General features: G+C 60.8%; 10 protein-coding genes. 2 read left to right on the forward strand and 8 right to left on the reverse strand.

What is annotated here, in order from left to right; all coding sequences use genetic code 11:
* The first annotated feature begins 67 nt into the window (after nucleotides 1–67).
* Nucleotides 68–877 (forward strand): DeoR/GlpR family DNA-binding transcription regulator, encoded by an 810-nt coding sequence (locus tag RTCIAT899_RS13955; RefSeq protein WP_015340886.1) that lies wholly within the window; start codon nucleotides 68–70, stop codon nucleotides 875–877.
* A 25-nt stretch (nucleotides 878–902) separates the two neighbouring features.
* On the opposite strand, the gene RTCIAT899_RS31665 is transcribed toward RTCIAT899_RS13955, so the two are convergent.
* Nucleotides 903–2093 carry a Hint domain-containing protein gene (locus RTCIAT899_RS31665; RefSeq protein WP_015340887.1) on the reverse strand — a complete coding sequence of 397 codons (1191 nt, stop codon included), beginning with the start codon at nucleotides 2091–2093 and terminating at the stop codon, nucleotides 903–905.
* A 561-nt stretch (nucleotides 2094–2654) separates the two neighbouring features.
* Entirely contained in the window at nucleotides 2655–3536 is an 882-nt protein-coding gene (locus tag RTCIAT899_RS13970) for a LysR family transcriptional regulator (RefSeq protein WP_015340888.1), read from the reverse strand.
* A gap of 115 nt (nucleotides 3537–3651) precedes the next feature.
* On the opposite strand from RTCIAT899_RS13970, the gene RTCIAT899_RS13975 reads away from it, so the two are divergent.
* Nucleotides 3652–4671 (forward strand): YeiH family protein, encoded by a 1020-nt coding sequence (locus RTCIAT899_RS13975; protein ID WP_015340889.1) that lies wholly within the window; start codon nucleotides 3652–3654, stop codon nucleotides 4669–4671.
* 24 nt (nucleotides 4672–4695) lie between these two features.
* On the opposite strand, the gene RTCIAT899_RS13980 is transcribed toward RTCIAT899_RS13975, so the two are convergent.
* The 6 genes from RTCIAT899_RS13980 to RTCIAT899_RS14005 all read right to left on the reverse strand — a co-directional run bounded on the left by RTCIAT899_RS13980 (nucleotide 4696) and on the right by RTCIAT899_RS14005 (nucleotide 15108).
* Nucleotides 4696–6465, reverse strand: a complete 1770-nt coding sequence (locus RTCIAT899_RS13980; RefSeq protein ID WP_015340890.1) for a bifunctional diguanylate cyclase/phosphodiesterase — start codon at nucleotides 6463–6465, stop codon at nucleotides 4696–4698.
* Between the two features lie 145 nt (nucleotides 6466–6610).
* Nucleotides 6611–8395, reverse strand: a complete 1785-nt coding sequence (locus RTCIAT899_RS13985; RefSeq protein ID WP_041677958.1) for an IlvD/Edd family dehydratase — start codon at nucleotides 8393–8395, stop codon at nucleotides 6611–6613.
* 7 nt (nucleotides 8396–8402) lie between these two features.
* Nucleotides 8403–9287, reverse strand: coding sequence for an NAD(P)-dependent oxidoreductase (locus tag RTCIAT899_RS13990; RefSeq protein WP_015340892.1), 885 nt, complete (start codon nucleotides 9285–9287; stop codon nucleotides 8403–8405).
* 324 nt (nucleotides 9288–9611) lie between these two features.
* A complete protein-coding gene (locus RTCIAT899_RS13995; protein ID WP_015340893.1) occupies nucleotides 9612–12809 on the reverse strand; it encodes an efflux RND transporter permease subunit in 3198 nt (1065 codons plus the stop codon).
* A 128-nt stretch (nucleotides 12810–12937) separates the two neighbouring features.
* Complete coding sequence (locus RTCIAT899_RS14000) at nucleotides 12938–14125, reverse strand: efflux RND transporter periplasmic adaptor subunit (protein WP_015340894.1); 1188 nt, start codon at nucleotides 14123–14125, stop codon at nucleotides 12938–12940.
* Nucleotides 14126–14295: 170 nt separating this feature from the next.
* The gene (locus RTCIAT899_RS14005) at nucleotides 14296–15108 is read right to left on the reverse strand and encodes an alpha/beta hydrolase fold domain-containing protein (protein WP_041677639.1); all 813 of its coding nucleotides are present in this window, start codon (nucleotides 15106–15108) and stop codon (nucleotides 14296–14298) included.
* Nucleotides 15109–15210: the final 102 nt, after the last annotated feature.

Below are 15210 nucleotides of genomic sequence, written 5' to 3' on the forward strand. Positions count from 1 at the left end.
GGGGTGCAGGACAGCCAGTTGGAGCCACGAAAATTTGGGATCAATACCCACAACAGGATCAGGAACCATGCCGGGCACATCCCAGCCACCGCAGCACTCCAACCATCGCGAGCGCGAGATTCTCGAGGAATTGCGGTTAGCCGGCGGCGCCAGCCGCATACAATTCCTGGCTGAACGGCTCGGCGTTTCCGAGGAAACCATCCGCCGCAACATCCGCAGCCTTGAGGCCAATGGGCTCGTGACCAAGGTGCATGGCGGGGTTCATATCAAGGACTCGATGATCGAGCCGCCGTTGCATCTGCGCATGAACGAAAATGCCGAGGCCAAGCGGATGATCGCCGCCTCGGTCGCCGCGATGATCGAGCATGGCGATGCCCTCTTCCTCGATGTCGGCTCGACCACTGCCTTTATCGCCGTCGCGCTGCAGAAGCATCAGAACCTCTTCGTCGTCACGAACGCCGTCGCCGTTGCCCATGCGCTTGCCACCCGCAACGGCAATCGGGTCTTCTTTGCGGGCGGCGAACTGCGGGGTCACGATGGCGGCACCTTCGGCATGGAAGCGGCCAATTTCCTGCGTCGTTTCAATGTACGCCACGCGATCCTCTCGGTCGGCGCCATCAACGCCGCCTCGGGCTTCATGCTGCACGATCTCGAAGAAGCGGAATATTCGCGCGAAGCGGCCAGCCGCGCCGAAAACTGCATCGTCGTTGCCGACAGCGCCAAGTTCGGCCGCAGCGCGCCGATCGTTTTGAACGAGCCGGAAAACTTCAACGTTCTGGTTACGGACGACACTCCACCGGCCGACATCCTGGCCATGCTGGAACGCAACGAGATCGAGCTCGTCATTGCCAACCGGCAGCGGGACGAACGGCGTTGAGCTGGAACGCTTCCGGCAAGAGTTGTCAGGCAGCTCGTACCCAATTTTCGCCCGTCATAGGCTCTCCCGAAGACGTTCGCAGAATCCAATGCGGTACCGTCGGACCGGCAAATTCGAAGGTCAGCCGAAGAAGCCCGCGATAGCCTTCCCATAGCGACGAAGGCAACCGCGCGTACCCGTTGGTCCAGCGGCGGCAGCCGTCCTCGACATAATGAAAACCGTCAGTCAGCCGGCTGTCGTCAGCGAGTAGATGCCTGGGTTCCGCAACACCATCCTCAACCACCAATTTCAAAAGGCAGAGACCGAGCCGGCGACCATCGCCGGAAGAGCTGATGAGATTCGGCGCGCCCCATTCGGAAGCAAGCCATAGCTCTACAACAGACGCCGGCACATGAAACTCCGCCAGCCAGCCCTTGATGACTGGATCGATACGCTGCCCGTCAGCAACCAGATGCACATCGGCAAGAGGATCGTCACTCAACGCCCAGCCGATATCCAATGCTCGCGCGCGGAGCTGCATCCGAACGGCGTCGACCAGCGGCCCTTCCGAGACATAGGCAAGACATCTTTCCCCACCACTCCCATGCGAGCGGGTCGAGCTACCCTTCGTCTCAGAAAAGAAATCGCGGTTTCCGTGGTCGATATAGCTTTCAGTCGACAATCCACTGGTCACGAGAATATCGTGCTCATCCAACTCGACATGCCAATATTGCACCTTCGCACACTCGAGGTGATCGATTGTCGCCCCGTTCACAAGTGCCGAGGCTGGGATCAAGATATCGGTTACGACGGCGGTGCAGATGCCATGTGCCGGCGAAACAAGCAGATCTTGCGACGGCTTGTTTGCTCCAAGAGCGCCGGCCGCGATGCGGATTGGCCAGCATGCGCGAGGATCGATTACATTGGTGCAATCAAGCTCTGTACTTCCGATCCATCGGATCGGGCGGTGTTGCGATGACGCCGTGATGGCTACGTCTCCAACACGCAGTTCCTCGACAGGAACGTCGCCTCGTGTCGTGCGGACGAGCGTCCCTGTGACAAGACAAACGATGATCGTTCCGGTGGCGGCATCCAGTACAAACGTCGAAGGATTGAAATCGGCAGCGAAGTTGAGCGTATAGTTGCCCGCGGACGTCACGAATGTCGCCGTCTGCCCGTCGACCGAAATATTCGAGACCGCGCCCGGACCGTTATAGGCTATGGTTGCCGAATTCATTTGGCTGTACTTCTCAATAGTCCCATCGAATTGCGTGGAAAAATTGAAGTGCCCGTCATCGCCCATCACTACCACTTGAGACGAGCCCGATCCGCCCCACTGATAACTGCCTCCGACAAAGACCCAGCCTACAGCAGAGGTCACCCCGCTGCCCGCTTCGAGATGGGACAGGGAGCTAACGGAGATACCTCCGCCGCCGATGATCGGCCCATCTATCTTTATCCAGGTTTGGGCGAAGCCGGCATAAAGGCTGAGGGTGCTTGTGGGGGAAACAAAGAGGCTGCCGATATCAGGCTGATGTCCACGTGGAGGGCTAATAATGGCGCCATTAGTTATGACGATAGAGTCTCCAGCGTCCGGAAGACCGTTCGGGGACCAATTGGCGGGATCTATCCAAATATTGTTGTGGTCGTTGTCTGTCCAAGTGTAGGTTGTCATCGATATCCCCTCGGATCATGACGCCACCTGAACGAGCTGTAGAGACGTCTATCGGCTGGCGAGTATTACGGTAGCACCCGCCTCGCCTATTAGTCGAGTCGAATATATCAATCTCCCAGCTGCTCAACCCTTGCACATGGCTTCCAAAGTCAGCGCGGCCTTGCTCGCATGACGCTCCTTGTGCCGTAACAGCCGGAAGCTGCGGGCGGGCAGGTCGAATGTCGCCTGGACTAGTAATCCCTGCCCTAGATGGGCCCTTGCCGCAGCACTCGATATGGCGGCTGCACTTTGCCCAACGGCGACAGCAGAGAGAACAGCTTCGTTCGAGGGCAAAACGAGCGCCACGTCGAGATCGCTCGGATTGGCACCAAGCTTTGTAATGGCATTCTCGAATTCGGAACGTGTACCCGAACCCTCCTCCCGCATCACCCAGGATGTGCCGCTTGCGAGGTCGGCGGCGGTCAACTGCCGCCCGTCCGCCCAGGGATGGTGCGGCGGGACGACGATGACGAGCGCATCCTGCGCAACGATCTTCATCGACAGCGCCGGCGCATCCACTTCGCCCTCGATGAAACCCAGCTCGGCCGCACCGTCGATGACAGCCTCGGTGACGGTTCTGGTATTGCCGATCGTAAGGTCCAGCTCGATGCCGGGATATTCGCGACGAAACCGCATCAGCAAGGGCGGTAGCCAATAGCTGGCGATGGTCTGGCTGGCGCAGAGGCTGAGCCGGCCCCGCTGCAATCCGCCAAGTTCGGACAGCATGAGTTCCGCCGAGCGTACGCGTGCGAGGGTCGCCCTGGCCTCTCCGAGGAAAGATCGTCCCGTCTCCGTCAGCTCGATCCGCCGGCCGACGCGATGAAACAGCTCCACGCCATAATAGGCCTCAAGATTCTTGATCGCAGAGCTGACGGCGGAAGGCGTCAAGTTGATAGCTTCAGCGGCATTGGTCAGATGCTCTCGCTCGGCGACGGCGACGAAGATTGCGAGCTGTTCGAAAGTCATGGGAAATCATTCTAATTTATCGAACGAAACATAGGATAATATTCGATGGATGTCGACATCGACAGATGAGACTTTCCAGCCGTCAGCAATCATTAAAAACGAATGACGGCACGCAATGTCTCTCGCTCAACGCGCAAACAAAATTCTCCCCGGCCTCGCGCTTAGCTCGGCCGTTGCTCTTCTGGCCTTTGTTGCAGAGCATGTGGAAACCGGTCTTCTCGGTGCGCGGTGGATCGAAAGCCTGGTGCTTGCCATCGCCCTCGGCATTGCGGTTTGCACGATCAAGCCGCTAAAACCGGCCATGAAGCCGGGCATCGATTTCAGCGCCAAGTTCCTTCTGGAAATCGCTATCGTCCTTCTCGGCGCCTCCATCAGCCTTTCGGCTATCCGCGGCGCCGGCGTCTGGCTGATCGCCGGCATTGCCATTGTCGTCGTGCTGTCGATCGCCGCCACCTATCTCATCGGCCGGGCGCTCGGCCTGCCGCCGAAGCTCGCGACCTTGATCGCCTGCGGTAACTCGATCTGTGGCAATTCCGCCATCGTCGCCGTTGCGCCGGTGATCGAGGCTGACTCGCAGGAGATCGCCGCCGCACTGGCCTTCACCGCCGTGCTTGGCATTGCCGCCGTATTTCTCCTGCCGCTTTTCTATTTCCACTTCGGCATGAGCGTACCGCAATATGGGACCCTCGCCGGACTGACGGTCTATGCCGTACCGCAGGTGCTGGCGGCGACAGCCCCCGTCGGGATGCTCGCCGTCCAGACCGGCACGCTCGTCAAACTCGTCCGCGTTCTGATGCTGGGCCCGGTCATCTTTCTGCTCAGCATCCTCACCAAGACCGAGACGACAGCGCCGGATGGACGCAGCGGCCATCATTCGCTGGTTCCCTGGTTCATCTGCGGCTTTCTCGGGCTGATGGCACTTCGCTCCTTCGGGCTCATTCCCGATGCACTGGTGGCCCCGATGCAAACTGCTTCCGGCGTTCTCACTGTCGTCGCGATGGCGGCTCTAGGCCTGTCGGTGAACATTCGCTCGGTCGCCCATGCCGGCGGCAGGGTGATCGCTGCGGCGACGCTATCGCTTTTGACTCTCGGCGCCATCAGCTACGGTCTGATCGCCGCCCTGCAGATCCAGTAGCATGGACGCATTCCGGAAAGAGGATCAGCTCGCGGTTGATGCTTCGGCTGATTTCAGCAAAGCCGCGGTCTCGCTTTCGCAAGAAGGATAGCCGATGGCATAGCCCTGAAGTTCATCGCAGCCGACCTCGGCCAGAACGCGCGCGTGGTCCTCGGTCTCGACCCCCTCTGCAACCACCTCGACATTTAATGCGCGTGCGATTTCAACGATGGAGCCGACAAGACGTCGCTGCTCTTCGGATACCGTTACGGCGGTCACCAGCTGCCGATCTATCTTCAGCCGCTTCGGCTTCAGCTTGACGAGCCCGATCAACGACGCGTGACCCGAGCCGAAGTCGTCGATCTCGATATCGATCCCCATCGCCTTGATGGCAGCGATATTGGCAAGCACCACCTCGTCCGGCTCATCCAGAAAGATGGTCTCCACCAGCTCGAAGGCTATGGCGCCGCGCGGTATTCTGAGCGCACGCAGTCCATCGATCAGATCGGGATCGGCAAGGCGACGGCCGGAGATATTGACGGCAATGCGCGGCGGCGAAAGGCCCCGCGAAACCCAAGCTGCCCGATCTGCCAGCGCCCGTTTCAACACGGCCGCATCGATTTCTGCTGTAACCCCATATTCGTCTGCGACCTTGAGGAAGGCGACGGGACTGAGCAATCCCCTCACCGGGTGGCGCCAGCGTGCCAGCGCCTCCAGTCCGACGATGTGCCGGGTCTGCGCATTCACTTGGATCTGATAGAAAGGTTCGATCTGCCGCAGCATCGGCGCCAATCGCAGCTCGTCGGCCAGACGGCGTTCCGCGTGCAGATCGGACTGGAGCTGCGGCGTGAAAAACTCTACCCGGTTGCGGCCGAGTTTCTTGGCCTGGAAAAGAGCGACATCGGATTCTGCCAAAAGATTGCCGGTGCCGCTCGTCTTGCCTACTGCCACGCCGATGGATGCACGGATTCGCAGCATCTCGTTGCCGAAACGCACTTCCCGGCGTAAGCGCGATAAAATATCGTCAGCGATCACCTGGATCCGTTCGATACTGCCGATATTGACCAGCACGGCGACGAACTCGTCGCCCCCGATGCGGGCAACGACATCGTTGGCGGTGATCGCTCCGGAAATGCGGGCGGCAGCGCTTTGCAGCGTAGCATCACCGGCCGCATGACCCCATTTGTCGTTGATCTCCTTGAATCCATCGAGATCGATATGGAGTATCGCCAACGTTTCGATAGCGGCGTCTTTGCGCAGCTCGGCCAGGCGCCGGTCGAAATAGCGGCGGTTCGGAAGACCCGTAAGATAATCGTGATCGGCGGCGTGCTCTATTCGCGCGCGGCTGTGCTCCAAGGCGACGGCGCGCGCTTCGGCAATAGCCTTTTGGCCGGACAATTCGCGATTGAGCAGGACGTCGGCAGTAACGTCCCATTCCGCGCCGATGAAGGAAGGTGCCCCCTCGGCGTCCTCATAGTAATGCGCGCGCGAACGCAGATGGCGCACCTCGCCTCCTGGCAGAATGATGCGAAATTGGGAATTATAGAAACCCTTCGTGGCCAGCGCGGCATCGAAGTCTTGGATGGCCCTTTCGACATCCTCCGGATGCAGCGCATTCATCCAGACGTCGGAGGAAACCTTGCGCTCTTGGAGCCCGGTTTCGTAGAGCCTGTGCATCTGCTGGTCCCAGAGCAGTTGCTGCTCATTGACGTTATGCTGCCAGACGCCGATTTGAGACGCCTCCAGCGCCAGCTCCAGCCTCCTCAAAAGGTCCTGGAACTCTTCTTCGCTTCGCCCTGATATCGTCTCTGCCAAAGAGCTCCACCCCCTTCGGAAACTGAAGAGACTAGCTAACCGCAGCCAATGATAGTTGCACTACTCCCTTTCGCGAACTTTAATGGCTGCGCAAGCTACCCAAATTAACAGCAACGCCGCAATCCCTGCCGCCGGCCATGCCCCGTCAATGATTATGCCGCGGCGGATTGGCGGCGATGTCGCGGAAATCGGCGGCCCCATCGAGCACCGCTCCATCGGAAAGCTGCGTGACCGAACGACGATAGATGCGCTGCCATGGCGTCGCGTCCGGCGGCACCGGCGGAATTCCATCGCCCTTGCGACGCGCAATCTCCGCCTCTTCCACCAGCATGTCGCAGCGCCCTTGATTGAAATCGATGCGGATGATGTCGCCGGTTCTGAGCCAGGCAAGGCCGCCACCTGCCGCACTTTCCGGCGAGGCGTTGAGGATCGAAGGGCTGTCGGCCGTACCTGATTGACGTCCGTCGCCGATCGTTGGCAGGCTACGGATGCCGCGCTTCAGAAGCGCGTCAGGTGGCTGCATGTTGACGACTTCCGCCGATCCCGGCCAGCCGATCGGCCCGGCGCCACGAATGACGAGAATGGTCTTTTCGTCGATACCGAGATCGGGATCGTTGATGCGCTTGTGATAATCCTCCGAGCCATCGAAGACGACCGCCCTGCCCTCGAATACGCCCTCGTGCCCCGGCTCCTGCAGGTAGCGGCTGCGGAACTCTTCCGAGACGACGCTCATCTTCATGATGGCGAAGTCGAAGAGATTGCCCTTGAGAACCAGGAAACCGGCGCGCTCCTTCAGCGGCTCGGCGAAAGGACGGATGACGTCGCGATCTGTCGCCTCACGGCCCTTCAGGTTCTCCGCCATCGTCCGGCCCGTAACCGTCGGACAGCTGCCATCGAGCTTGCCGGCCTGCAGCAGCTCCCACATGATAGCCGGAACGCCGCCGGCGCGATGGAAGCGCTCGCCGAGATAGGCGCCTGCCGGCTGAACATTGGCGAGCAGCGGAATGTCGAAGCCATGTACCTGCCAGTCGTCGGGATAAAGCTCGACGCCGGCATGCTTGGCCATGGCGGCCAGATGCGGCTGTGCATTGGTCGAGCCGCCGATGGCGGAATTGACCCTGATGGCATTGAGGAAAGCCTCGCGCGTCAGCACGTCCGAGGGTTTTATATCGGCAAGAACCAGCTCGACGGCACGCCGGCCCGTGCGATAGGCCATCTGGCCGCGCTCGCGATAGGCCCCGGGAATGGCGGCGCAGCCGGTGAGCGACATGCCGAGCGCTTCGGCCATGGCGTTCATGGTCGAGGCTGTTCCCATCGTGTTGCAATGGCCGATGGAGGGCGCAGAGGCAAGCGAAGCCTCCATGAACTCTTCCTCATCGATCTCGCCTGCCGCCAGCTTGCGGCGCGAACGCCAGATCACCGTGCCGGAGCCGGCAAGCTGGCCCTCATGCCAGCCATCGAGCATCGGGCCGCCGGACAGAACGATCGCCGGAATATTGACGGTCGAAGCCGCCATCAGCGCCGAGGGGGTAGTCTTGTCGCAGCCGGTCGTCAGCACGACGCCATCGAGCGGATAGCCATAGAGGACTTCGACGAGACCGAGATAGGCGAGGTTGCGGTCGAGCGCCGCCGTCGGTCGCTTGCAGTTCTCGAAGATCGGATGGGTTGGAAATTCAATCGGAATGCCGCCCGCATCGCGGATGCCGTCGCGCACGCGCTCGGCAAGATCGAGGTGATGACGGTTACAGGGCGTAAGATCGCTACCGCTCTGGGCAATGCCGATGATCGGCTTGCCCGACCGCAGCTCCTCCGGCGTGATGCCGTAATTCATGAAACGTTCGAGATAAAGCGCCGTCATATCGATATGATCGGGATTGTCGAACCAGTCCTGCGAACGCAGACGACGCTTGGATGCACCCTTATCGCTCATCTCTTCCTCAAGCCTTTCCTCGGGCATTCTTGTCTTCCAGATGCTGCAGCAAACCGCTGTGATCCTGCTCGCCGCCGCCATTCTCGACGAATTCGGCAAACTCGGCACGCACGGCTTCGGTCAGCGGCAGATGAAGCGACAGGTTCTGTGCCGCCGCCAGGACCGTATCGAGATCCTTCAATTGGTTGCGAGCAGTGCCGCCCGGCTCGAAGTTGCGCTCAATCATGCGCTGACCATGGAGCTCCAGAATCCGGCTTTCCGCAAAGCCGCCGCGAATGGCATCCCGAAACGCCTCACGCGAACCGCCGCCGGCCTCGACCAGCAGCATCGCTTCCGCAACGGCCCCGATGGTTACGGCGACGATCTGCTGATTGCCAAGCTTTGCGAGCTGGCCTGTTCCGCTCGGACCAACGCGGGTTACACGCCCGAGCGGCGCCATGATATCGCGGACGCTGTCGATGACCGTGGCATCGCCGCCCGCCATGATCGCGAGCGTCCCCGCAGCCGCCCCGACCACACCGCCGGAGACCGGCGCATCGATGTGCCGGATGCCGCGCTCGGCGAGTTTGAATGCGTGTTCGCGGGCAGCGGCCGGCGATATCGAGCTGTGGTCGATTACGATCGTCCCAGCCTCCAGCACATCGGCGACACCGCTGCCGAACAGGACTTCACCAACGGCGCCGCCATTGGTCAGCATGGTGAAAAGAACGGACGCTCCTCGAGCAGCCTCTACGGCAGTATCGGCGACCGTCGCACCATCGGCAGCCAGAGGCTCGGCCTTGCTCCGGTCGCGATTCCAGACGGTCACCTCAAAACCAGCAGCAAGCAGCCGCCGTGCCATCGGTGCGCCCATCAATCCCGTTCCGAGAAAAGCGATCTTCCTGCCCTGCATAAACTTCCTCCGAATAGGACCGCATCGGACACCGAAACAGAATAACGGAGCATTTCGCCGTACGAATGCGGCGACAGTCTTCCGGCTGCGGTGGCCTCAACTCCCAAATTCCACGGGCGCCTCCACGCCCGATGTACGTCAATCAACTGTTCCCAAAGCTTGATAAACCTCTGGTGCCATCATGCAAAGGAAATCAGCGACCACCCAGCAAATTCTTCGAAATAAGGGTAAATTAGCTAAAACGAAAATATGAGTATAGAAAAGGCGGGACCTTTCGGCCCCGCCTGGCATGTCGAGTACTGGAGTTAAGTCTCGGCACGGCCCCTATTCGGCGGCGATCGGGAGTACCTCCGCCGAATGTTCGTTGTCGTTGTGGTGATGCTGCTTGAGGGGACGGTTGCCTGTCAGTCTGCGAATCAGCACGTAGAAGACCGGCGTCATGAAGATGCCGAAGAAGGTGACGCCAATCATGCCCGAGAACACCGCGACACCCATGGCGGCACGCATCTCGGCACCGGCACCGGTTGAGGTTACCAGCGGCACGACACCCATGATGAAGGCCATGGAGGTCATCAGGATCGGGCGCAGACGCAGGCGGCTGGCCTCGATCGCAGCCTGAACAGGTTTACGGCCGTCGAACTCCAGCTCGCGGGCGAATTCCACGATCAGGATCGCGTTCTTCGCCGACAAGCCCACCAACACCATCAAGCCGATCTGCGTGAAGATGTTGTTGTCGCCACCCGTCAGCCAGACGCCAGTCAAGGCGGCAAGCACACCCATCGGCACGATCATGACGATCGCAAGCGGCAGGCTGACGCTCTCATACTGGGCGGCCAGCACGAGATAGACGAGCAGCAGAGCCAGCGGGAAGATGATGATGCCCGAGCTGCCGGCCAGGATCTGCTGATAAGTCAGATCCGTCCATTCGAAGCCGATACCCGGAGGCAGCGTCTCGCGGGCGATCCGCTCGACGGCCGCCTGTGCCTGGCCGGACGAAAAGCCCTGCGCCGGTCCGCCGTTGATATCGGCGGCGAGGAAGCCGTTGTAGCGCGTCGTCCTCTCAGGCCCGGTGCTCGCCTCGACCTTCAGCAACGCCGAGAGCGGGATCATCTGGCCCGACGCCGAGCGCACCTTCAACTGACCGATATCGCTTGCATGCGAACGGAACTGGGCATCCGCCTGCACACGCACGCTGTAGGTGCGGCCGAATGCGTTGAAGTCGTTGACGTAGAGCGAACCCAGATAGATCTGCAGCGTATCGAAGACATCCGTCACCGAGACGCCGAGCTGCTCGGCCTTGGCGCGATCGAGATCGGCAAAGAGCTGCGGCACGTTGATCTGGTAACTCGAGAAGATGCCCGAGAGCTCCGGCGTCTGGTAGGCCTTGGCGAGGAACGCCTTGTTGGCCTCGTCGAGCGCCTGGTAGCCGAGACCGGCACGGTCTTCGATCTGCAGCTTGAAGCCGCCGGTCGTACCAAGACCCTGGACGGGCGGCGGCGGGAACATGGCGATGAAGGCATCCTGGATCGCGCCGAACTTGTGGTTCAGCTGCATGGCGATAGCCCCACCCGACAGATTGGGCGTCGTGCGCTCTTCGAATGCCTTCAAGGTCACGAAGACGATGCCGGCGTTGGAGGAGTTGGTGAAGCCGTTGATCGACAGGCCCGGGAAGGCGATCGCATGTTCGACGCCGGGCTGTTCCAGCGCGATCTTGCTCATCCGCTGGATGACGTCATCCGTGCGGTCGAGGGTCGCGCCGTCGGGCAGCTGGGCAAAGCCAATCAGATACTGCTTGTCCTGCTGCGGAACGAAGCCGCCGGGGACGGCCTGGAACAGATAGTAGGTCGCGCCGATCAAGGCGAGGTAGACGACCATGACCAGGCTCTTCACCGACAGGATGCCACCGACGCCCTTGCCGTAAGCCGACGAACCGCGATGGAAGACCTTGTTGAAGCCGCGGAAGAACCAGCCGAAAGCAAAGTCCATCACGCGCGTCAGCATGTCCTTTGGCGCATGATGATCCTTCAAAAGCATCGCCGCCAGGGCCGGAGACAAGGTCAGCGAGTTGAAGGCGGAGATGACGGTCGAGATGGCGATCGTCAGGGCGAACTGACGATAGAACTGACCCGACAGGCCCGAGATGAAAGCCAGCGGCACGAAGACCGCAACCAGCACCAGCGCAATCGCGATGATCGGGCCGGAAACTTCCTTCATGGCGCGATAGGTCGCGTCACGCGGGCTGAGGCCATTCTCGATGTTGCGCTCGACGTTTTCGACGACGACGATCGCATCGTCCACCACGATACCGATCGCCAGCACCAGGCCGAAGAGGCTGAGTGCGTTGATCGAGAAGCCGCAGATATACATCACCGCGAAAGTACCGATGATCGACACCGGAACGGCGATCAGCGGGATGATCGAGGCACGCCATGTCTGCAGGAACAGGATGACGACGATAACGACGAGCACGATGGCTTCGAGCAGCGTATGGACGACCTTGTCGATCGACGCACGCACGAACTGCGTGGTATCGTAGACGATTTCATACTTCACCCCGTCGGGCATCGCGGTCTGCAGCTCGTTCATGGTCTTGACGACGTTGTCCGAGATGGTGATCGCGTTGGAACCTGGCGACTGGAAGACCGGAATAGCGACTGCCGGCTTGCTGTCGAGCAGTGAACGCAGCGAATAATCGGCCGCACCGAGCTCGATGCGGGAGACATCACGCAAGCGCGTGATCTCGCCGTTGGTGCCGCTCTTGACGATGATGTTGCCGAATTCCTCCGGCGTCGTCAGCCGGCCCTGGGCATTGACGTTCAGCTGAACATCGATGCCGGGAACGCTCGGTGACTGGCCGATGATGCCGGCGGCCGCCTGGATGTTCTGTGCGCGAATGGCATTGGCGATGTCGCTTGCGGCGAGACCGCGTTCGGCCGCCTTCTGGGGATCGACCCAGACGCGCATGGAATAGTCGCCCGATCCGAACACGCGAACCTGGCCGACACCGTCGAGGCGGGCGAGCCGGTCCTTGATGTTCAATGTGGCATAGTTGCGCAGGTAGGTAATGTCGTAGCGATTGTCCGGCGAGATGAGGTTGACCACCATCATCAGGTCGGGCGAGCTCTTGACTGTGGTGATACCAAGATCGCGCACATTCTGCGGCAAGCGGGGCTCCGCCTGCGAGACGCGGTTCTGCACGAGTTGCTGCGCCTTGTCCGGGTCGGTGCCGAGCTTGAAGGTGACCGTCAGTGTCAGCAGACCATCAGACGTCGCCTGGCTGCTCATATAGAGCATGCCTTCGACGCCGTTGATCTGCTCTTCGATCGGCGTTGCCACCGTCTCGGCGATGACCTTGGGGTTGGCGCCCGGATATTGCGCGGTGACGACGATCGACGGCGGCACAACTTCCGGATATTCGGAAATCGGCAGCAGCTTCAGACCGATCAGGCCGGCGACCACGATAAGGATCGACAGCACGCCGGCAAACACCGGACGATCGACGAAAAATCTTGAGATGTTCATGGCAGAACCCTCTCCACGGGTGAATCAAGGGACACGAAGCCCGCGCCCGCAGCCCAGAAGGCGCCACGAGCATTACAAAATCGAGACTTGGAACAGCGGCCGGGAGCTAAGCCCTCCGGCCGTATGAATTACTTGGCGGCGACCTTTTCTTCCGGCTTCGGATCGACCACGGCGCCCGGGCGAACCCGCTGCAGACCGTTGACGATGATCCGGTCACCGGCATTGAGGCCCGAGGTGACGACGCGCAGGCCATCCGAGGTATCACCGAGACTGATCGGGCGATATTCGACCTTGTTGTCTGCACCGACCACGAAGACGAACTTCTTGTCCTGGTCGGTGCCGATCGCGCGCTCGCTGATGAGCAACTTGTTCTCGGCCTTCGGCTGGCCCATGCGGACCCGCACGAACTGACCTGGGATGAGACGACCGCCCGGATTGTCGAATACGGCGCGAACGCTGACGGTGCCGCTCGCCGCATCGACCTCGTTGTCGATCAACTGCAATTTGCCCTTGATCGGCGTGCCATTGTCGCTTGCCGTACCGATCTGAACCGGGATCTGCTCGACCGGCGGAAAAGCGCCTCCGGTTGTCGGCAGTTCGGCCAGAGCCTGGGTGACGGTCTGCTCGTTGGCGCTGAAGCTCGCATAGATCGGATCGACCGAAACCAGCGTCGTCAATGCCGGCGACGTCGAGCCGGCCGCCACGAGATTGCCGACGGTAACGGCGATCTTGCCGACCCGGCCGGCGATCGGGGCACGGACCTGCGTATAGTCGAGGTTCAACTGCGCGGTCTGAAGGGCCGCTTGCGCTGCCTTCAGATTGGCTTCTGCCTCGGCAGAGTTGCTGGTGCGGGTATCCATGTCGCTCTGCGAAATCGTCTTGTTGTCGAAGAGCTTCCGGCCGCGATCGATTTCGACTTTGGCGAGATCGAGCTTGGCTTTTGCCGCCCCGACCTGCGCCTGAGCTTGAGCAACCACCGCCTCATAGGGCGCCGGATCGATCGTCACAAGCAGATCGCCTTGCTTGACCAGCGCGCCTTCGCGGAAATGCACTGATTGAATCGCGCCAGCGACACGCGGACGGATCTCGACACGGTCGATAGCCTCCAGGCGGCCGGAAAATTCCTGCCAGGATGTGACGTCACGCGGCTCGACCGCCGCAACCGTGACCGGGATAGCCGGCGGTGCGGCCTGGCTTGCCGCCTCGGTCGCCTGGGCGCCGCGCGGCAGATCCAGATAGAAGGCCGCGCCTGCAACAGCCGCAGCAACACCCATGCCGGCGCCCCACAGGGCCCAGCGCTTATCGTTGGACTTCATGTCAGTCTCTCCTTTGGCCCCGTCTTGGGATACGGGACCGCAAATTCCTATCGTCTCAACAAAATCAGGGGCCGAAGCTCCGCGCATCCGCGTGACCATCGCTCCGGTCTCATGCCTTCGACATCAGTCCAATCCGCGCTCATTCCTCGCAGACGAGATATCCTAGTCGATCAAGCCTGCACGTCTTCGACAAAACTCTTGAAGCAGCAACAGACATCCTGCTGCCATGAAGCCCTGTCCTTCGACTGCCCGCCATAGAGGGTGGGCCAGCCTGTCCCGGCGGGAAGGACTTGCTGGCGAACACGGACGCCAGCCGCTTTCAGCCGACTGCCGTATTCCATGCTCTCGTCGCGGAGCGGGTCGTCCTCGGCCGTGAGCACCAATGCCGGCGCGAGGCCCGAAAGCCGCGAACAGTATCGAGGCGCTGCATAGGGGTGACAGACACCGCCCAGGAAACCCAGGTAACGGTTCCAACCCTCCGTCCAGCGCTCGCGCATGCCGCTTTCCTCCGCCTGGAGGAAAGATTTCGACCCCATGAAGGGATCAAGCAAAGGCGATATCAAAACCTGTCCGTCCAACGAACCGGGTATCTGATCGCGCGCCTTTAAAGCGACGCCCGCTGCGACATTGCCACCCGATTCCTCTCCGGCGACAAACAGCAGCGATTTTTTCGCCCCGCCCAGCGCAAGCATGTTCCGCTTGTTGCTGAGATAGGCGAGAAGTCCGTAGGCGCATTCCAGCACCTGCGGAAAAGCATTCTGATTGCAGCTCGTATAATCCGCTGCAACCACGATGGCGCCGGCCTCAGCGAGGCTTGCCGCCACCGGTCTGTTGGTCGCGTGGTCGGTATCGAGAAAGGCTCCCCCATGCAGGTAAAGCACCAGCGGCGCCGCCTTCTTCAAACCATCACCGTTGTAGATCCGAGCTGCCACCGGCCCCGTAGGCACGTTTTCCAGCACAACATCTTTCCACGGCGCACTCATCGACCCAAATCCCTGTCTGCTCGAGCGAATATGTCCCTATCCAAAAAGCGATTTACCACGCTTCGTGACCATATTCTCGAAATGCGGTCTTTGGCGCCCCCA

This window comes from Rhizobium tropici CIAT 899, from assembly GCF_000330885.1.
Classification (GTDB): domain Bacteria; phylum Pseudomonadota; class Alphaproteobacteria; order Rhizobiales; family Rhizobiaceae; genus Rhizobium; species Rhizobium tropici.

Coding starts and splice junctions, on each gene's coding strand:
- RTCIAT899_RS13955 (WP_015340886.1), top strand. CDS start 68: ATGCCGGGCACATCCCAGCCACCGCAGCACTCCAACCATCGCGAGCGC.
- RTCIAT899_RS31665 (WP_015340887.1), bottom strand. CDS start 2,093: ATGAATTCGGCAACCATAGCCTATAACGGTCCGGGCGCGGTCTCGAAT.
- RTCIAT899_RS13970 (WP_015340888.1), bottom strand. CDS start 3,536: ATGACTTTCGAACAGCTCGCAATCTTCGTCGCCGTCGCCGAGCGAGAG.
- RTCIAT899_RS13975 (WP_015340889.1), top strand. CDS start 3,652: ATGTCTCTCGCTCAACGCGCAAACAAAATTCTCCCCGGCCTCGCGCTT.
- RTCIAT899_RS13985 (WP_041677958.1), bottom strand. CDS start 8,395: ATGAGCGATAAGGGTGCATCCAAGCGTCGTCTGCGTTCGCAGGACTGG.
- RTCIAT899_RS13990 (WP_015340892.1), bottom strand. CDS start 9,287: ATGCAGGGCAGGAAGATCGCTTTTCTCGGAACGGGATTGATGGGCGCA.
- RTCIAT899_RS13995 (WP_015340893.1), bottom strand. CDS start 12,809: ATGAACATCTCAAGATTTTTCGTCGATCGTCCGGTGTTTGCCGGCGTG.
- RTCIAT899_RS14000 (WP_015340894.1), bottom strand. CDS start 14,125: ATGAAGTCCAACGATAAGCGCTGGGCCCTGTGGGGCGCCGGCATGGGT.
- RTCIAT899_RS14005 (WP_041677639.1), bottom strand. CDS start 15,108: ATGAGTGCGCCGTGGAAAGATGTTGTGCTGGAAAACGTGCCTACGGGG.